Origin of the sequence: Alicyclobacillus sendaiensis NBRC 100866 (assembly GCF_001552675.1) — a bacterium.
GTDB classification, from domain to species: domain Bacteria; phylum Bacillota; class Bacilli; order Alicyclobacillales; family Alicyclobacillaceae; genus Alicyclobacillus; species Alicyclobacillus sendaiensis.
On sequence record NZ_BCRQ01000004.1, the window covers coordinates 15,857 to 33,071 of the forward strand.

General features: G+C 63.9%; 18 protein-coding genes. 15 read left to right on the forward strand and 3 right to left on the reverse strand.

Annotated elements, in window-relative coordinates; all coding sequences use genetic code 11:
* Window positions 1–31 precede the first annotated feature (31 nt).
* The 12 genes from aroC to AS26_RS01550 all read left to right on the forward strand — a co-directional run bounded on the left by aroC (window position 32) and on the right by AS26_RS01550 (window position 11,649).
* Entirely contained in the window at window positions 32–1,189 is a 1,158-nt protein-coding gene (gene aroC, locus AS26_RS01495) for a chorismate synthase (RefSeq protein ID WP_062305559.1), read from the forward strand.
* Entirely contained in the window at window positions 1,186–2,277 is a 1,092-nt protein-coding gene (gene aroB, locus AS26_RS01500) for a 3-dehydroquinate synthase (protein ID WP_062305560.1), read from the forward strand. The genes aroC and aroB overlap by 4 nt, the downstream gene beginning before the upstream one ends.
* Window positions 2,274–2,642 carry a chorismate mutase gene (aroH, locus tag AS26_RS01505; protein ID WP_062305561.1) on the forward strand — a complete coding sequence of 123 codons (369 nt, stop codon included), beginning with the start codon at window positions 2,274–2,276 and terminating at the stop codon, window positions 2,640–2,642. Before aroB ends, aroH begins: the two co-directional genes overlap by 4 nt.
* Window positions 2,643–2,798: 156 nt before the next feature.
* Window positions 2,799–3,848: an anthranilate phosphoribosyltransferase gene (trpD, locus tag AS26_RS01510; protein ID WP_062305562.1), complete on the forward strand. Its 1,050-nt coding sequence runs from the start codon at window positions 2,799–2,801 to the stop codon at window positions 3,846–3,848.
* The gene (gene trpC / locus AS26_RS01515; protein ID WP_062305564.1) at window positions 3,845–4,648 is read left to right on the forward strand and encodes an indole-3-glycerol phosphate synthase TrpC; all 804 of its coding nucleotides are present in this window, start codon (window positions 3,845–3,847) and stop codon (window positions 4,646–4,648) included. Before trpD ends, trpC begins: the two co-directional genes overlap by 4 nt.
* Window positions 4,645–5,343, forward strand: coding sequence for a phosphoribosylanthranilate isomerase (locus tag AS26_RS01520; protein ID WP_062305566.1), 699 nt, complete (start codon window positions 4,645–4,647; stop codon window positions 5,341–5,343). The genes trpC and AS26_RS01520 overlap by 4 nt, the downstream gene beginning before the upstream one ends.
* A complete protein-coding gene (gene trpB, locus AS26_RS01525; protein WP_062305567.1) occupies window positions 5,321–6,532 on the forward strand; it encodes a tryptophan synthase subunit beta in 1,212 nt (403 codons plus the stop codon). Before AS26_RS01520 ends, trpB begins: the two co-directional genes overlap by 23 nt.
* Window positions 6,516–7,319 carry a tryptophan synthase subunit alpha gene (gene trpA / locus AS26_RS01530; RefSeq protein ID WP_062305568.1) on the forward strand — a complete coding sequence of 268 codons (804 nt, stop codon included), beginning with the start codon at window positions 6,516–6,518 and terminating at the stop codon, window positions 7,317–7,319. The genes trpB and trpA overlap by 17 nt, the downstream gene beginning before the upstream one ends.
* Window positions 7,320–7,404: 85 nt before the next feature.
* Window positions 7,405–8,436, forward strand: a complete 1,032-nt coding sequence (gene aroF / locus AS26_RS01535) for a 3-deoxy-7-phosphoheptulonate synthase (RefSeq protein WP_062305570.1) — start codon at window positions 7,405–7,407, stop codon at window positions 8,434–8,436.
* Window positions 8,437–8,444: 8 nt separating this feature from the next.
* Window positions 8,445–9,290 carry a prephenate dehydrogenase gene (locus tag AS26_RS01540; protein ID WP_062305574.1) on the forward strand — a complete coding sequence of 282 codons (846 nt, stop codon included), beginning with the start codon at window positions 8,445–8,447 and terminating at the stop codon, window positions 9,288–9,290.
* Window positions 9,291–9,538: 248 nt separating this feature from the next.
* Window positions 9,539–10,942, forward strand: a complete 1,404-nt coding sequence (locus AS26_RS01545) for a hypothetical protein (RefSeq protein ID WP_062305576.1) — start codon at window positions 9,539–9,541, stop codon at window positions 10,940–10,942.
* A gap of 134 nt (window positions 10,943–11,076) precedes the next feature.
* Window positions 11,077–11,649: a YpiB family protein gene (locus AS26_RS01550; protein WP_062305578.1), complete on the forward strand. Its 573-nt coding sequence runs from the start codon at window positions 11,077–11,079 to the stop codon at window positions 11,647–11,649.
* Between the two features lie 35 nt (window positions 11,650–11,684).
* On the opposite strand, the gene AS26_RS01555 is transcribed toward AS26_RS01550, so the two are convergent.
* Together AS26_RS01555 and AS26_RS01560 are read right to left on the reverse strand one after the other, a co-directional pair.
* Window positions 11,685–12,563: a YitT family protein gene (locus AS26_RS01555; protein WP_062305579.1), complete on the reverse strand. Its 879-nt coding sequence runs from the start codon at window positions 12,561–12,563 to the stop codon at window positions 11,685–11,687.
* 55 nt (window positions 12,564–12,618) lie between these two features.
* Window positions 12,619–13,665, reverse strand: a complete 1,047-nt coding sequence (locus AS26_RS01560; RefSeq protein ID WP_062305580.1) for a YkvI family membrane protein — start codon at window positions 13,663–13,665, stop codon at window positions 12,619–12,621.
* A gap of 171 nt (window positions 13,666–13,836) precedes the next feature.
* Here AS26_RS01560 and AS26_RS01565 point away from each other — a divergent pair, with 171 nt between their 5' ends.
* The gene (locus AS26_RS01565) at window positions 13,837–14,640 is read left to right on the forward strand and encodes an undecaprenyl-diphosphate phosphatase (protein ID WP_062305581.1); all 804 of its coding nucleotides are present in this window, start codon (window positions 13,837–13,839) and stop codon (window positions 14,638–14,640) included.
* A gap of 72 nt (window positions 14,641–14,712) precedes the next feature.
* On the opposite strand, the gene spoVV is transcribed toward AS26_RS01565, so the two are convergent.
* Window positions 14,713–16,002 carry a dipicolinic acid transporter SpoVV gene (gene spoVV / locus AS26_RS01570; protein ID WP_062305583.1) on the reverse strand — a complete coding sequence of 430 codons (1,290 nt, stop codon included), beginning with the start codon at window positions 16,000–16,002 and terminating at the stop codon, window positions 14,713–14,715.
* Between the two features lie 130 nt (window positions 16,003–16,132).
* On the opposite strand from spoVV, the gene AS26_RS01575 reads away from it, so the two are divergent.
* Together AS26_RS01575 and dapB are read left to right on the forward strand one after the other, a co-directional pair.
* Window positions 16,133–16,489: a nucleotide pyrophosphohydrolase gene (locus AS26_RS01575; RefSeq protein ID WP_245629549.1), complete on the forward strand. Its 357-nt coding sequence runs from the start codon at window positions 16,133–16,135 to the stop codon at window positions 16,487–16,489.
* Complete coding sequence (gene dapB / locus AS26_RS01580) at window positions 16,482–17,210, forward strand: 4-hydroxy-tetrahydrodipicolinate reductase (RefSeq protein ID WP_062305585.1); 729 nt, start codon at window positions 16,482–16,484, stop codon at window positions 17,208–17,210. The genes AS26_RS01575 and dapB overlap by 8 nt, the downstream gene beginning before the upstream one ends.
* Window positions 17,211–17,215: the final 5 nt, after the last annotated feature.

A 17,215-nucleotide genomic window follows, 5' to 3' on the forward strand; every position in this document is an offset into this window, starting at 1 on the left:
TGGGAGAGAGCAGGAAGTGGAGGGGCAGCCTTTGTTGCGCTACTTGTCGGCAGGAGAATCGCATGGCCCGGCGCTCACCGTGGTGATCGACGGCTTTCCGAGCAATGTTCCAATCCGCAAAGAAAAAATTGACGAACAATTGCGACGCAGGCAGCAGGGTTATGGCCGCGGCTATCGCCAGCAGATCGAGTCGGATGAGGTGCAGGTGACGAGCGGCCTGCGCTTCGGAAAGACGCTCGGCACGCCCATCACGCTCGTCGTGCAGAACCGAGACTTCAAGAATTGGTCGGCGAAAATGGCGCCGTTTGGCGACAAACCCGAAGACCTCAAGGAGATCTACCGCCCACGGCCCGGGCATGCGGACCTCGCCGGGGCCATCAAGTACGATCACGAGGACATCCGCAACGTGCTCGAGCGGGCCAGTGCGCGCAACACGGCCACGCTGGTGGCGGCGGGGGCGCTCGCGAGGCAACTTTTAGAGCATTTTGGAATTCGCATCACTGCGCATGTGGTCGAGCTGTGCGACGTGAAGGCGACCCAGTTTCCCGACACGCTTGATGAGCTGGAGGCGCGGGCGAATGCGTCTCCCGTTCGCTGTGCCGACGAGGCGGCGGCCGAGCGGATGATGGCGCGCATCGACGAGGCCAAGGCGGCGGGGGACACGGTCGGCGGCATCTTCGAGGTGATCGTGCGCGGCTGCCCCATCGGCCTAGGCAGCTACGCGCAGCCGGATCGCAAGCTGGACGGCAGGCTCGCGGCGGCCTTGATGAGCATTCAGGCCATCAAAGGGGTGGAAATTGGCCTCGGCTTCGAGGCGGCCCGGCGCATGGGCTCCAAGGTGCACGACCCCATCTTGTACGACGGCACGCGTTACCTTCGCTCGCACAACGGCGCGGGCGGACTCGAGGGCGGTGTGACCAATGGGGAGGACATCGTCGTGCGGGCGGCGATGAAGCCCATCAGCACGCTGTACAACCCGCTTCCGAGCGTGAACATGAAGACGAAAGAAGCGGAGCCCGCGGCCATCGAGCGCTCCGACATCTGCGCGCTCCCGGCGGCCTCGGTGGTCGGTGAGAACGTGGTCGCCTGGGTCATCGCGGGCGCGTTCCTGGAGAAGTTCGGCGGCGACTCGCTGGAGCAAATTCAAGATGCCTTTCGAGCCTATCAGGCGCGGGTGAGCCAGCGATGATTCGGCTGGACGTGCAAAGCGCGCAGGGGGCGTATCCCGTCCTCGTGGACGCCGGTGCCAGGCGCTTGTTGCCCGGTCTTCTGCAGGAGCTCGGGCTTGAGGGCCGAACATTTGCGCTCATCACGGACGACGTGGTTCAACAAACGGCATTTGCCGCGGAGCTCGAAGGTCTGGTGCGAGAGGTGGGGCGCGAGGTTTTCCTGCTCGCGTTTCCCGCCGGCGATGCGCACAAGAGCCTCGCGACCGCGGTGGATCTTTACCACGGCTTGCTTCGGCGCGGCTTTCGGCGAGGGGACGTCTTGTTGGCCGTTGGCGGCGGTGTGGTGGGCGATTTGGCCGGGTTCGTGGCGGCGACTTACATGCGGGGCGTTCCCTACGTGCAGGTGCCAACCACGCTCCTCGCGCACGACAGCGCCATTGGGGGCAAGGTCGGCGTGAATCTCGAGGAGGGCAAGAATCTCGTCGGCGCCTTCTACCCCCCGCGCGCGGTGGTGTTTGACACCGAGGCGCTTTCCACCCTCGATGCGCGCCAGTGGGCGAACGGGATGGCCGAGGTCATCAAGCACGCCATCATTGGCGACGAGGAGTTATTTGGCCAGCTCGAAGCGAATCCCGTGACGGGCCTCGGCGATGCGGCTGCGTTCGTGGACGTGGTCGCACGAGCCATGAGGGTCAAGGTGGACGTCGTGAATCGGGATGAACGCGAGTCGGGGCTCAGGCAGGTGCTCAACGTGGGCCACACCGTCGGGCATGCGGTCGAGCAGTATTCAGGGTATGCCTTGGGCCACGGGGAGGCGGTGGCCATCGGGCTGGTGGTGGAGGCCGTCATCGCCGAGCGGCGCGGCCTCCTTGCGCCGAACGACGCCGCGCGCATTGCGGCGGTACTCGAGCGGCACGGCTTGCCCGTTCGCCCTCCGTACGGCGACGTGGAGGCCGTGCTTCGCTTGATGGCGGTCGACAAGAAGCATACCCACGCAGGGTGGACGTTTGCGCTGCCTTCGGCCATTGGTCGGGTGGAGATTTGCAGGGTGCAGCCCGACGAGGTGAGACAGGCTTACGAAGAGGTGAGGGAGGGACACCGTCCATGAAGGTCAGGGGACTGCGGGGAGCCACGACGGTGGCCCGCAATGACAGAGAGGAGATCCTGAGGGCGACGCGCGAACTGATGGAGGAGATGGTCCGCGCCAACGACATCGACGTGGACGACGTGGCGAGCGTGATTCTGACCATGACGCCCGACCTGAATGCAGCGTTTCCGGCGTTTGCGGTTCGACAACTTCCCGGTTGGCAATGGGTTCCCTTGATGTGCGCGACGGAGATCAACGTGCCGGGTTCGCTGCCGCGCAGCATTCGCGTGCTGGTTCATCTGAACACGGACAAGCGCCAGGATGAGCTTGTCCACGTGTATTTGGGCGAAGCCGTGCAACTGCGCCCGGACATCGCGACGAGGTGAGGTTTCCCTCTTCTTCTGCCCAACTTTCGCGCCTTTGGTTGACGAATGAGACGGGGGCCGCTAACATAGTCGTAACAGCTCGATGGACGTCAGTTGAGCTGAGTTGAGGTCGAGGAGGGCGCCGGTCTACGGCGTCGAGGTGAGAGGAGTCGAGTCATGCAGGACATGGTTCGGGATATCTTGACCGCTGTTGTGTCCGGTAAGATATTGGATGAAGAGACGGCGGAAGCTTTTCTTAGTGCATGGTTGGATGGGAAAGTGTCTCCGGTCCAGGCGGCCGCGCTGGTCAGCGTGATGGCGCACCGCGGCGAACAACCGGCGGAAATCGCCGGTTTCGCCCGGGCCATGCGGAACCACGCGGTTCGGTTGCAGGCCCCCGAGGGCGCGCTGGATACGTGTGGGACAGGTGGCGACGGAAAGGACACCTTCAACATCTCCACGGCCGTCGCGTTTGTCGCCGCGGCGGCCGGCATTCCGGTTGCCAAGCACGGGAATCGGGCGGCCTCGAGCCGGAGCGGCAGCGCGGACGTGTTGCAGGCGCTCGGCGCCGTGATTGATCTGCCCGTGTCTGCCTCTGAGGCGCTGCTCCGAGAAACAGGTTTGTGTTTTCTCTTCGCGCAAGTCTACCACCCCGCGATGAAGGTTGCGGCCCAGGTGCGCAAGGAACTTGGGTTCAGAACCATCTTCAACATCCTCGGCCCCTTGACCAACCCCGCCGGCGCCAAGCGCCAGGTGCTTGGCGTCTTTCACGAACGTCTCGTCCCGCTGGTGGGTCAAGCGCTCGTGAGCCTCGAATCCGAGCACGCTCTGGTGGTCCATGGTGCAGAAGGGTTGGATGAACTCTCGCTGGCAGGCCCTTCCCTGGTTGCGGAGGTCCGAGACGGCGAGGTCCGAACGTATCGGCTCGCCCCTGAGGACGTGGGGCTTCGGTCGGCACCCATCGAAGCGGTGCGCGGCGGATCGCCTGAGGAGAACGCCGAGATCGTGCGACGCGTTCTCGCGGGCGATGAGCGCGGAGCAAAGCGCGACATCGTGCTCTATAATGCCGGCGCGGCCCTGTACGTGGGAGGCAAGGCGGCCTCGGTTCGCGAGGGCGTGGCGCTGGCCGCCGAGTTGATCGATGCCGGGCGGGCGCTCGCGGCCCTGAACGCGTTTGTCCAGGGCACGAGGAAGCTCGCGAGGGTGGAGGAGGCGGTGAGCCCGTGAGCACGATTTTGGAGACGATTCTCGAAACGAAGCGCCGCGAAGTGGAGGCGCTGTGGCAGCGCGTGCATCGCGATGGCCCCTTTCCGGAGCGAGCGGAACCCTTTCGCTCCCTCGCCGAGAGCCTGAGGAGCGCGCAACACCTGGGTGTCATCGCAGAGATCAAGCGCAGGAGTCCGTCCAAGGGCGTGTTGCAGGCAAGCGTGGATCCCGCGGCGCGCGCCCGGGTCTACGAGCAGGGCGGGGCGTTGGCCATCTCCGTCTTGACGGACGAAACGTACTTCCACGGCGCACTCGAGGACCTGCGAGCGGCCCGGTCGGCTGTGAAGCTTCCAGTGCTCCGCAAGGACTTCGTGATCGATGAAATCCAGGTGGATGAGTCGGTCTCGGCGGGGGCGGACATCGTGTTGCTCATCGCCGCCGCGATGCCTGCGGATCGCCTGGCGGCGTTGTCGAAGTACGCGCGATCTCGGGGCCTCGAAGTACTGCTCGAGGTGCACGGGGAGGCCGAGGTGGAGGCCGCCGTGGCGGCAGAGCCCACCATCATAGGGATCAACAATCGCGACCTGCGGACCTTTGAGGTGGATCTCGCGACGTCGGAGCGGGTTTTGCGTCGGCTGCCCGAGGGGTGCCTCGCCATTGCGGAGAGCGGCATCATGGGCCGCGAGGATGCCCTGCGCATGGCGTCTGCGGGCGCGAGAGGGATCCTGGTTGGCGAACTCCTCATGCGCCACGCGGATCTCGCCTCCGTCCAAGCCCAGGTGGCGGAGCTCTGTGTCCCGCTCGGGGCGGTGGCGAAGTGAGACGTCTCCCGCTCTTGAAAATCTGCGGACTCCGGCCGGGCGATGACCTGTCGTTTCTTCGTCATCCCGCCGTGACCCACGTGGGCTTCGTCATGGTTCCGGCATCCAGGCGGTACGTGGCGCCGGAGGACGCGGGGCAACTCGTCCGGGCCGCGAAGCGTATTCGCCCAGATGTGACTGCGGTGGCAGTGGTGTCCGGAGGATCGTGTGACGAGATCGGCGAGGCTGCGAGGCGGGCTGGCGTTGACGTCGTGCAGTTGCACGGGGGAGAGCCGCAGGGCATCGAGGACAGGCTTCGGAAGGCGGGGTTCCAGGTGTGGCGCGCCGTGGCGTTCGATCCCGACAACGATGAGGCGTCGTTTCTCGACGCCGTCAGGTCGCACGCGGCTGTCGCCGATGCCATCTTGTTCGATGCGAAGCCGCCGTCCGATGCCAAACCGGGCGTGACCGGCGGGCACGGCCGGACGTTTGATTGGGACCGATTGACCCAAATGGCAGTAGCGTTCAACTTCGATTGGTGGGTCGCGGGCGGCATTACGCCGGAAAACGTTCGAGATCTTTTGCGCCGGGTGCGTCCGGTCGGCATCGACGTGTCTTCGGGCGTGGAAGCCGGCGGGCGCAAGGACGTCGGACGCATTCACCAGCTGATCCAGGCGATGGAGGCGTGGGGCCATGAGTCATTATCCATATCCTGATGAAACGGGACGATATGGCGCGTTTGGCGGGCGGTACGTCCCGGAGACGCTCATGTCGGCCCTCCTGCAATTGGAACACGATTACCTGCGCCTCTCGCGCGATGCGTCGTTTCAAGCCGAACTCAAGTATTATCTGCAGCAGTATGCGGGCAGGCCAACCCCGCTTTACTTCGCCGAGCGCCTGACGCAGTACCTCGGGGGGCCCAAGATTTATCTGAAGCGCGAGGACCTCAATCACACGGGCGCCCACAAGATCAACAATGCCATCGGCCAGGGGCTGCTCGCGCTTCGGACGGGCAAGCGGCGCGTGATTGCGGAGACGGGCGCGGGACAACACGGGGTGGCGACGGCGACGGTGGCTGCGCGGTTTGGCCTGGAATGCACTGTGTTCATGGGCGAAGAAGACATGCGCCGCCAAGCGCTGAACGTCTTTCGCATGCGGATGCTCGGCGCGGAGGTAGTGGCCGCGACGTCGGGGACAAGAACACTGAAGGATGCGACGAACGAGGCTATCCGTCACTGGGTGGCACACGTGGACGACACCCATTACATCATCGGGTCGGTCGTGGGGCCCCATCCCTATCCCATGATGGTCCGAGATTTCCAGCGCGTCATTGGGGACGAAGCCAAGGCCCAGATCCTCGAACAGGAGGGCCGCCTGCCCACCAGCGTGGTGGCGTGCGTCGGCGGCGGCTCAAACGCCATGGGCATCTTCTACCCCTTCATCGAAGACGAGGATGTCGAGCTCATTGGCTGCGAAGCGGCCGGGCGCGGGCTGGAGACGGATTACCATGCGGCCAGCATCGCGCGCGGGCGCCCGGGCGTGTTGCACGGGGCGAAGACCATGCTGTTGCAGGACGAATACGGCCAGGTCCAACCCGCCCACTCCATCTCGGCGGGACTGGACTACCCGGGCATCGGGCCTGAGCACGCGCATCTGGCGGCCACGGGGCGCGCCACCTACGTGCCGGTGACCGACCAAGAGGCTCTCGACGCCTTTTTCCTTCTGTCGAAGCTCGAAGGTATCATCCCGGCGCTTGAGAGCGCGCACGCCATCGCTTACCTGATGCGGGAAGCGAAGCGCTACGGCTCGGACGACGTCGTCATTGTCTGCCTGTCTGGCCGCGGCGACAAGGACGTGGAGCAGGTGGCCGCGCGAGAGGAGGAGCAACGTGGACCGAATTCGTGAGGCTTTTCAAGCGGGGCATAAGCTGCTCATTCCCTTCGTCGTCGCGGGCGATCCGGATTACGAGCGCTCACTGAACATTGCCTGCGCCATCCTGGAGGAGGGCGCGGATATGCTCGAGATTGGCTTCCCGTATTCGGATCCCCTGGCTGACGGCCCAGTCATCCAGGCGGCTGCGGTACGTAGTCTGAAGCAGGGCACGCGCCTCGTGGATTGCCTGCGCTTGGTTCGCGACATTCGGGCGCGATCGCCGAAGCCGCTCGTCGCGTTCACGTACGTGAATCCTCTCATCCAGTACGGTGCGGAGCGGTTTTTCGCAGAGTTGGCCGCGGCGGGCGGCGACGGGGTCATCGTCCCGGACGTGCCGCTCGAGGAAGCAGCCGAGGTGGCGTCCGCGGCCGAGGCGCACGGCATTCAGTTCGTGCCTCTAGTGGCGCCCACGTCGGGCGAGGAGCGGGTGCGCGCGATTGTGCGCGCGGCGCGCGGCTTCGTGTACTGCGTGTCGTCCCTCGGCGTGACGGGCGAGCGCCAGCACGTGTCGCGGCAGGTTCGCGAACTCGTCGATCTCGTCCGCAAGCACACGCACCTGCCCGCCTGCGTCGGATTTGGCGTGAGCCGCCCGGAGCACGTGCGGGAGATCGCGGAATTCGCAGACGGGATCATCGTGGGCAGCGCCTACGTGCGCCGCGTGGGGGACGCGGCGGAAGCGGGGCGCGATCCCGTCGAAGCCGTGCGCGCGTTCACGCGGGAACTCAAACAAGCGGCGATGGGGGCCATGCACCCGGGCTGACGGGATTGTCCCCTGTCGCCGATTGTGATAGACTTTTCAAACCATTCGAAGGGTACAAAAAAGAATGCTTGGAGGAGAGAGACACATGATCGTGGTCATGAAGGAGGGCGCGTCGCAGTCGGAGATCGATCGCGTGATGGAGTTGCTCCAGAGCAAAGGGCTCGGGGCGCACCTGTCGGTCGGCGTGGAGACGACGGTGATCGGCGTGATCGGCCCGAAGGAGAAGGTGCATGAGCTCGGCATCGAGACGCTGCCGGGCGTGGAAAAGCTGGTGACGGTGAGCTATCCGTTTAAGCTCGCGAGCCGTCCCTTTCACCCGGACGACACGCGGATTGAAATCCGCGGTCACGTCGTGGGCGGCCCGGAACCCACGCTCATCGCGGGGCCGTGCTCGGTGGAGACGCGCGAAGGATTGCTGGAAATTGCGCGCGCCATCAAGCGAAGTGGGGCGCACATGCTGCGGGGCGGCGCCTTTAAGCCGAGATCGTCCCCGTATTCGTTCCAAGGGCTCGGCGAGGAGGGGCTCAAGTACCTGGCCGACGCGCGGGAGGAGACGGGGCTCGCCATCGTGTCCGAGGTGATGGAGCCAGGGCTCGTGCCGCTCGTGGCCGAGTACGTCGATGTGCTGCAGATTGGCGCGCGCAACATGCAAAACTTCCCGCTCCTCAAGGCGGTGGGCCGGACCGGTAAACCGGTGCTCTTGAAGCGCGGTTTTTCCAACACCATTGAAGAGTGGCTCATGTCGGCCGAGTACATCATGGCGGAGGGGAACCCGAACGTCATTCTTTGCGAACGCGGCATCCGGACGTTTGAGACCTACACGCGCAACACGCTGGATCTGAACGCCGTGCCTGTGGTGAAGCACCTGTCTCACCTGCCCATCCTCGTCGATCCGTCTCATGGCGTCGGTCACGCGCGCTACGTGACGGACATGGCGCGGGCGGGGATTGCGGCCGGTGCACACGGCGTGATCGTCGAGGTGCACAAGGATCCTTCTAAGGCATGGTCGGACGGCAACCAGACGATCACCCTCGAGGAATTCGACCAACTGGCGAACCAGGTGCGGGCCATCCATCAGGTGATGAAGACGTTCGAGCCTGCCGCCAGCTTGGTGTGAGGGGGACCATGGCGCTGAAACGCGTGCTCATTGTGGGGGCGGGACTCATCGGCGGGTCGATGGGCCTCGCCCTTTCTCGTCGGATGCCGCACCTGGATGTCGATGCCATGGAGGTGAACGCAGCCTATCGGGAACAGGCCGCACAGCTCGGTGCGTTTCGCCGCGTGTGGCACGCGCTGGACAGCGCGCCCTCCGACTACGATCTCGCCGTGCTCGCCGTGCCGGTGGACGCCGCCGTCCACCTGCTTCCGCGTGTGCGCGGGAAAGCCAGATGGGTCATGGACGTGTGCAGTGTGAAGCGACCCATTGTGGAGGCCATGGATCGCGTCCTCGCCGGATCGCGCGGCGTCCCGTCGCATCCTATGGCGGGCAAGGCGCAGCCGGGGCCGCTCGGCGCGGAGGAAAACTTGTTCGAAGGAAGACCGTGGATTTTTCTCGACACGCACCGCCCGCCCGCGGAAATCGAGGAGCTTGTGCGCAGCCTGGGTGCTCGCGTCGTCTGGGTTCCGGATGCGGACCACCACGACCGGCGCATGGCCGACGCGAGTCACGGCATTCATCTCGCGAGCCAGTGCGCCGTCCTCGCGGCCGAAATGGATCCCGCGGCCATCGCCGAAGTCGCGGGTCCCGCGTTTTGGGATGTGACGCGGTTGGCGTCGTCGCCGTCGGAATTCTGGGTTCAGACGCTCAGTGCGAACCGCGATCACGTCATCGCCTGGCTGCGGCGGTTCGAATCGGCGGCGCGCGCATTTCGCGCGGCGCTCGAGCAAAACGATGCGGCGGAAGTGAGGATTCTGCTGGAAGAGGCGAAGTGGCGTCGCGCACGAGCGGACGACGCGAGAAACACGAATTAATCTGAAAAATCGGAGCAGATGTGGTATTGACAGCGTTTACAGACGGGTGTATCATTCAAGTCGAAGGGTGTTATGTTCTGATTTCTCTCCACTCCTAGCAGAATCTCCTGTGTTGGGAATTCGCCGCGAGCGAGTTCCCTCTTTTTTGTCGCGCGGGTTGGAGGTCAGGGTGTGCTAAAAAGAAGTTCAAAAGGATAATATTGCATAGCCATGGGCATGCTAGGCGAAAACGGTGCGGAGGGAACCGCATGCGCCTGAATGAATGCCTGAACCACGCGTCCGTCCCGACACTCCAACGGATTGCAAAGTCTCTCCACGTCACCTGCGTTCCCTACTCGAAACTCGATATTCTGCAGGCCATTCTGGAGGCTTGGCTCGATCCCGAGGCGCGCAAAACCATGGTGGAGCGGTGGTGCTCGGAGTGGGACGCCGCGATGCGGCGTGTCGTGCTTCAGCCGCGTCACGCCTTTGCGCGCGAGGAAATGGCTTCGCTCCTCACGCCCTTCGGCGACGGGGCCATCGAACGCGCGCTCGAGGCTGGCTGGCTGTACGTGCACCCGGACCCCGCCACAAAGTTTCCGCTGGTTGTGCCGGAGGATGTGCAGGAAGCATGTCACGATCATTACGTGAAGGCCTGGCGCGCTCAGGTCCTGAAGCGCCGCGAGGAACCGCCGTGCGTGCGGGATGAGGAAGACGCCATCCTCGTGGATTTCGAAGCGCTCGTGGACTACGTGCGCGGGCACGACGTTCGCCTCACGACGACCGGCGCCATGTACAAACGCCATCTCGAGCAGCTGATGCAGCTGTTTGAGGTGGAGGAATCGCTTGAACTGCCGCGGTGGAGATTCGGATACGGGAAGCGCGCGTTCGCCTACCCCGACCGGCTGGCCCTGATATACGATTTCGCCTGCGACGAGGGGGTGCTCGTCGAGCAGGACGGCCGCGTGGAAGTGGACGAAGCGCGCTTTGCGGCGTGGAAGTCCCGCTTGACAGTGGCCAAGTTGCGGCGCCTTCTGAGGCACTACATCGTCAGTTATCGGGGGGCGATTCCGCGCTTGGCGGACGTGCTGCAGCTCGTCCGCCGCGTGGGAGGGGATTGGCTCGATCTCGCTTCCCTGTACGAGGTGTGCCGTCCCTTCGTGAACGCCTTTTATTACGATTCCGCCGAGGATGTTTGGCGAATCCGAATCGTCAAGATGCTGGTTCACCTGGGCGTCGCCAGAATTGGTTCGGATACACCAGAATCTCCTCCGAAGTGGTTTCAAACGACCGAACTCGGTCAAGAATTATTATCACAAGGCGACGCGGAGTCGACCGCCGACCTCACCGAACGCCGGCCGGCGCTTGTCGTGCAGCCCAATTTTGAATTGGTCGTCGTGTCGCCCGATCCGCGCCTGGAAGACACCATCGCTCCGTTCGTCGAGCGGATTCCGTCGAGTGGCGTTCGCGCGTATCGGATCCTGGCGCATACGGTCGCGCGAGGGTTGCGGGAGGGCCATGACTTCGACGCGTGGCGCGCCTTTGTGGTCCGACACGCGCTGTACGGTATCCCGCAAAACGTCGAGCGGATGCTCGCTCGCTGGGTGGCCGAAGCGCGCGGCGAGATCGGGGCGGATACCGCGGATGTCCAGTCGGGTGAATCGTGGGCGTAGCGTCCAGAACGGAAAAACACGCCGGGTGCAGGAAAAGCGAGCTCGTTCACAGAATACAATGAACACACAATTCGAAACTTGCGGATGCTCGCTGGACGCTTCCGAGACCTCGGGAAGCAGGGAGGAGAATGGCTATGGGAACCACCGTGAGCGTCGCTGAGAAGAAGCATTTCCTGCGCTGGTTTCTAGCCAACTACCGATTGCAGAGCCGTGAGGCCGAGATGTTGCTGCGCTACATGATGTCGCGCGAGAACATCCTCGAGCGCGTTCACTTCGTAGACAATTTCCGTCAATTCTCGCGCGTCATCGTGGTCTCGACCACTTGTGTGCACGTCGCGCCCTTTCGGTACTATCGGCGCAACAAACCGGTGACCACCGACGTCGAGCAGGCGTTCATGGATTTGTACCAGCACCCGGACGAGGACATCTACGTGGGCCTGTTCTTTAAGGACCGAAGCACATGCCCCGAATTCGCCTCGGTCCTCGAGGAGCCTGCGCGTCCGGATTTGGATCCCGCCATTCGAGAGATGTTGTCTGTTCAGGCGGATCTGGTGATTGAGCAGGCGCTGCGGGCGTACCGGCGAGAACAGCTGATGCGGGCGGTCGATGCGGCGCTGGACGCGGGCGACAAGCGCGCCTTTCTCGCGGCGAGCGAGCGGCTCATCCAGTTCGATCGCGGCGAATCCCTCGAAGACTTTCCCGCTTGATGCCTGCGCTGGAATGGGCTGTGTGGCTGCGAGCCTCACAGCCATTTTTTGCGCCGCTTGTTCGACGAACTTGCTTCACCGTCGAAGGTGAACCCTTCTCCCAGCACCTCGTGGACCGGATTGACCGTCACGAACGCGTACGGATCGATGCTCTGGATGATGCGCTGCACGCGCGAAACCTCGTCACGCGAGACCACGCAGTAGATCACCTCTCGGCTGGCCCCGGTGTACCCGCCGCGGGCCTGCAACAGCGTCGTGCCGCGATCGAGCTCGCGATGGATGGCCTCAATGATGTCGCGATGGTGGTCGGAGACAATCATCATCGCGCGGCCACTCGAGGCGCCTTCTATCACGAAGTCGATCACGCGGCTCGCGACGAACAGCGCCACGAGCGAGTACATCGCCACCTCCTTGCCGATGAGCATCATGACCGACAGGATGACGACAAAATCGATGGCGAAGAGGGTCTGGCCCATGCCGATTCCTCGGTGGTGGCGAAGCAGGCGCGCGATAATGTCGGAACCGCCTGTGGTGCCGCCGGCCCGAAAGATGAGGCCAAGCCCGATGCCGGTGATCACGCCCGCATACAGCGCGGCCAGCAGGGGATCGTGCAGAGGAACCCGAAAAGGTTGCGTGAGTTCGGTGAAGGCGGACACGCCCGCGACGCCTGCGGCCGTCTTCAGGACAAACTCGTGGCCGAACTGCTTCCAGGCGACGATGAGAAGCGGGATGTTCAGAATGAAAAAGGAGACCCCGATGGGGACGTGGAGCTTGTACAACAGGAGCAGCGAGATTCCCACAAAACCGCCTTCGGCCAAGTGATTGGCCACCAGAAATCCGTTCAGTCCGAGGGCGTAGATGAGGGCGCCCACCGCAATGGCGCCCCATTGTATGCTGCGTTCGAATGTCTTCATCACGGGTGACTCCCTTGCCGCTTGGCTGGTACTATGAGCCATTATACGGGCGGAATCACCGTGTCTTCAACGGGCGGCGCGCCGATGTCAGAAGGGTGAGGAGCCACAGCGCAATCCAGCCGAAGGCCGTGTACCCGTACTGGACAATCGCCCGAAAACCAAAGGCGGTGAACGCGGCGCAGACGCATAGCACCAAACCTGCCGCAGCGAATCGTTTCATTCTTGTCGTCGGCCGTTCGCCGAGCAGACCGTACAGATTGCCAACCAGTGTGGAGTAGATTTCCCCGAAGAGGACCGCGATAAACAATGCCGACACGAACCGCGGGTAGGAGGCGGCGATCCGCCCCATCGGCACGGCGTAGGCGTACGCGTCCGGCGCGTGTGCGAACAGGGTCGCGGCGACGGAGGCGAGCAGGGCGCCGAGTCCCAAGGCGCCGACTATGGCGCCATTGCGAAGGGCGTTGCGGTCCCGAATGCTGCCGCCGAGCGGCACCAGCACGCCGATCGACAGGCCGACGTTCATCGCGGCGTAGACGAGCGCCGAAAGCAAGGCGCCCCCTGCCGAGCCTGATGCGGCGTGAGGGTGGAACATGGCCCACCTCTGCGATGGATGGATCAGGTTGGCGAGGCCCAACCCCACGGCGAAGAGGCAGAGCGTCGGGACAATCGCGGCGTTGGCGCCCAATAGCCCGCGCATGCCGAAGGCCGTGGTGAGGGCGGTCACCGCCATGGCGCAGATGACGCCGAGTGCGTACGGCAGGTGCAACTGCTCGCGAAACAACGCCCCTGTGCCGGCCAGCATGGCCGTGGTGGTGCCCAATAACATCGCGATGATGAGCGCGTCTATCCCTCGAGCGAGCCACGGCGGCAGGGCCCGGGACGTGAGATCTCGAAACGACGCGGCCTGACATTCGGCTCCGAGCGACAGCAAACGGTATCCCCACCACGCGAAGAGGCATGTGGCGACGCCAATCCCGACAAATCCCCACGCTCCGAAACGGCTAAAGAATTGGTAGACCTCCTGACCAGACGCGAATCCCGCGCCGACCACCGTGCCGATGTACACTGCGGCAATTTGCAAGGCGAGCTTCGCAGCCTTCACGCTCGTTCCTCCCCGCCTCGTTGTCCTTGTCGCTACATGGTATGGAAATGGGTCTCCGGACATGCCGCCAGGCCCGGACATGTTCTGACGCGCCTGTCCATACATATCTAGAGGGCCAAGGCCTATGGCGCGTCTGCGGGAGGGAGGTCGTGGTATCAGGGAGGAACGGGGATGACTTACGGAGAGGCCGTGCTCTTCGGAGCGGTCCAGGGTCTTACGGAATTTTTACCCATCTCGAGTTCAGGGCACATCGTCCTCTTGGAGAAGTTGCTTCGCGTCGACGTCGAACGCAACACCGCGTTTGTCCTGATGCTCCATGTGGGGACGCTGATCGCGGTCATGTACGCGATGCGCAGGGAAGTGCGCTGGCTCCTTCAGCATCCGAGGGCGCGCGAGACGTGGATGCTTGTCTTGGCGCTCTTGCCGACGGCCGTGATCGGCGCGCTGTTCGAGGAATGGTTCGACGATCTCTTTGCATCGGGCGCGACCATCGGCCTCGAGTTCCTGCTGACAGGTGTCATCCTTTGGTGGATGGACGCCGTGGAGGCCGGCCAAAAGAACGAGAAGACGATGACCGTCGCTGACAGCCTGTGGATTGGCGCGCTACAGGGCGCTGCCATCTTGCCGGCTCTCTCGCGCTCCGGGCTGACCATCGCCGGGGGACTTTGGCGAGGCATGACCAGGGAGGCGGCGACGCGGTTTTCGTTTCTGTTGTCCATCCCGGCGATTTTGGGCGGCGTCCTCGTCAAACTTGACGATCTCGTCGAAACCCACGGGTCGGCGTCTCTGTCGCCCGGGACCATGCTGGCCGGGATGTTGGCGGCGCTCGTCGCGGGGTACCTGTCGGTGCGGTGGACGAAGTGGCTCATGTCCCGCGCCAGAATGCGCTGGTTCGCGGTCTACGCGTTCGCGCTGTCCGCGTGGATATTGTTCGACCAGTTGGTCCAACATCGGTTCTTTCCCCCTCTCGCATGACCACAAAGCCACGGCCTTCGCGAAAACGGCCAGGCATCGCGTATCGGCGATACCTGGCCGTTTCGTATGATCTCAGCCTTGGGAGCGAACGAAGAAGGCGACCACTCGGATTCGCCGCAGCAAGAGCAACGCGGCGGACGCGGCGGTGAGGGCGGCGAAGATGCCAAGCCACAGTTCCAAGCTGTTCGACACCGCGCGCGCGAACGTCTCCCAGAAACCTCCGTGCCCCATGGCCGGCGCAAGCGCGGGAAGATGGTGTGCCAAATGCGCCATAGCGCCTTGCGCGGTGCGGCCGACGCCCATGCCGTACAGAACGACGGTGAGGAGCGCCGCAAGGGCGGCGTGCAGGAAGCGGGCGAGAAAATACGGGCGCATGCGGATGTCGGTGTGGGTCAGCACACTCGCGACCTGCGCGTGGACGCTGAGGCCGCTCCAGGCGATGATGCCGCTCACGAGCGCGAGCTTTTGGATGAGCGGCGCAGGGACGGCCGCCGTTTGGGCGCTGCCGATGTCGAGCTCGAGCACGCCCGCCAAGGTCGGTTGGACCAATCCCGCATGGATCCCGAACAGGCGGTACACCTCCATCAGCGGCCAACCCAAGATGCCCATGATGCCGCTCACTTCGAGAATTTCGATCACGACGGCAAAGAACACGATGAACCCGGAGATCATGAGAATGGTCTGCACGGATTCGCTCACCGCGTTTCCGAGGAGTTTGCCGAAGGGGCGCCCGTCTTCTTTGCGCGCGGCGAGCATCTCCCGGTACGCCCGCGCGAATAGGTTGCCCTTTGGCCTCACCTCTTCGCGCTCCTTCACTTCCTTGAGATGGTCGGGATCGCGCCGTCCCCAAAACTTAAACGCGACGCCGACGAGAAACGAGGAAATGTAGTGCGCGAGGGCGAACAGCGCGCCGAGCGCAGGCGATTTGAACATGCCCACGGCCACCGCCCCGAACATGAACAGCGGATCCGCCGTGTTGGTGAAGGCCAACAGCCGCTCCCCTTCAATCCGGGTGCACTGCTTGGTCTGGCGAAATCGAGCCGTGATCACGGCATCCATGGGATATCCTGCGGCGAGCCCCATGGACAGGGCGAATGCGCCGACGCCGGGCACGCTGAACAGGGGTTGCATCAGCGGCTCGAGGAGGACGCCGAATCCGCGAACCACGCCAAGCCCGAGGAGCAACTCGGAAACGATGAAAAACGGCAAGAGCGACGGAATGATGATCTCCCAGCACACCCGGAGGCCCTGCATGCCGGCCTCGTACCCCACCTTCGGGTAGATCACGAGCGCCAGCGTGAACACCACTGCCATGGCGGCCAACAGGACGGTGCTCTGGTGCCCGCGTCTCTCTTTGCGCAAGTGCGCTTCCCTCCTTTGCGGGACCCAGGTACGGGCCCAGGATCGTCCATACATGCTTATGACAAGCCTCGTCTTTTATGTTTGTGGGAGCCGGTCCGGTATAATGGGTGACGCGAGGAGGAGAAGGCGCGTGCAACTCTCGGAATTGCAGCAGGAAGTCCACCGCTACATATCGCAATTCAAAGAAGGATATTTTCAGCCCATGACGCTCGTCGTCCGGCTCGCGGAGGAGCTTGGAGAGTTGGCCCGCGAGATCAACCATCACTACGGCGAAAAGCCGAAGAGGCCGGACGAGCCGGAGGGAAATATCGCGCTCGAGATGGGCGATATCCTGTTTGTGCTCGCGTGTTTAGCGAATCGGCTGGAGATCAATCTCGACCAGGCGTTTTCGGCGACGATGCACAAGTTTTCCACGAGGGATCGCGATCGCTGGACGCGACGCGATGGTCATGAAGAAGATGGGCTAGGAGGGCGTGCAGATGGATGAAGCGGGCACCATTCGGGTGGCGCTGGCGGGGGCGCTCGGCCGCATGGGGCAGGTGGCGCTTGAGGCGCTGAGGCGCGAGGAGGACATCGCCATCTGCGGACTCTTGGTGCGGCGGGCCGACGAGGAGGCCGAACGAAGGCTCTCCGCGTCCGGCGCCGTGTACGACGACCCGGAGCGGCTGTTGGACACGGAAAAGCCCGACGTGTGGTTGGACCTGACCGGTCCCGAGTCTGTCGTTCGTCATGTGGACCTGGCCCTTTCGCGCGGCGTGCGCGCCGTGGTAGGGGCGACGGGTTACACAGACGAGGACGTGCGCCGATGGGACGAGATGGCGCGCCAGCGGCAGGTGGGCGCCGCCGTCTGCCCAAACTTTGCGATAGGTGCGCTTCTGATGATGAGATTCGCGCGCGAGGCAGCGCGTTTTCTGCCCCGCGCGGAGATCATCGAACTTCACCACGACGGCAAGCGAGACAAGCCGTCTGGCACGTCGCTGAGGACGAAAGCCATGATGGAGGTCGACTACGACGTGCCCATCCACAGCGTGCGCCTGCCGGGGCTTGTGGCGCACCAGGAAGTCATCTTCGGCGGCGCCGGCGAAGTGCTGACCATCCGGCACGATTCCCTGAGCCGCGAGAGCTTCATGCCCGGCCTCATCCTGGCCGTGCGGCGCGTCATGACGCTCCGCACGCTGGTGTACGGGTTGGACAAACTCCTTTGGTGAGAGCG

Coding starts and splice junctions, on each gene's coding strand:
- aroB (WP_062305560.1), top strand. CDS start 1,186: ATGATTCGGCTGGACGTGCAAAGCGCGCAGGGGGCGTATCCCGTCCTC.
- aroH (WP_062305561.1), top strand. CDS start 2,274: ATGAAGGTCAGGGGACTGCGGGGAGCCACGACGGTGGCCCGCAATGAC.
- trpD (WP_062305562.1), top strand. CDS start 2,799: ATGCAGGACATGGTTCGGGATATCTTGACCGCTGTTGTGTCCGGTAAG.
- trpB (WP_062305567.1), top strand. CDS start 5,321: ATGAGTCATTATCCATATCCTGATGAAACGGGACGATATGGCGCGTTT.
- aroF (WP_062305570.1), top strand. CDS start 7,405: ATGATCGTGGTCATGAAGGAGGGCGCGTCGCAGTCGGAGATCGATCGC.
- AS26_RS01540 (WP_062305574.1), top strand. CDS start 8,445: ATGGCGCTGAAACGCGTGCTCATTGTGGGGGCGGGACTCATCGGCGGG.
- AS26_RS01545 (WP_062305576.1), top strand. CDS start 9,539: ATGCGCCTGAATGAATGCCTGAACCACGCGTCCGTCCCGACACTCCAA.
- AS26_RS01550 (WP_062305578.1), top strand. CDS start 11,077: ATGGGAACCACCGTGAGCGTCGCTGAGAAGAAGCATTTCCTGCGCTGG.
- AS26_RS01555 (WP_062305579.1), bottom strand. CDS start 12,563: ATGAAGACATTCGAACGCAGCATACAATGGGGCGCCATTGCGGTGGGC.
- AS26_RS01565 (WP_062305581.1), top strand. CDS start 13,837: ATGACTTACGGAGAGGCCGTGCTCTTCGGAGCGGTCCAGGGTCTTACG.
- dapB (WP_062305585.1), top strand. CDS start 16,482: ATGGATGAAGCGGGCACCATTCGGGTGGCGCTGGCGGGGGCGCTCGGC.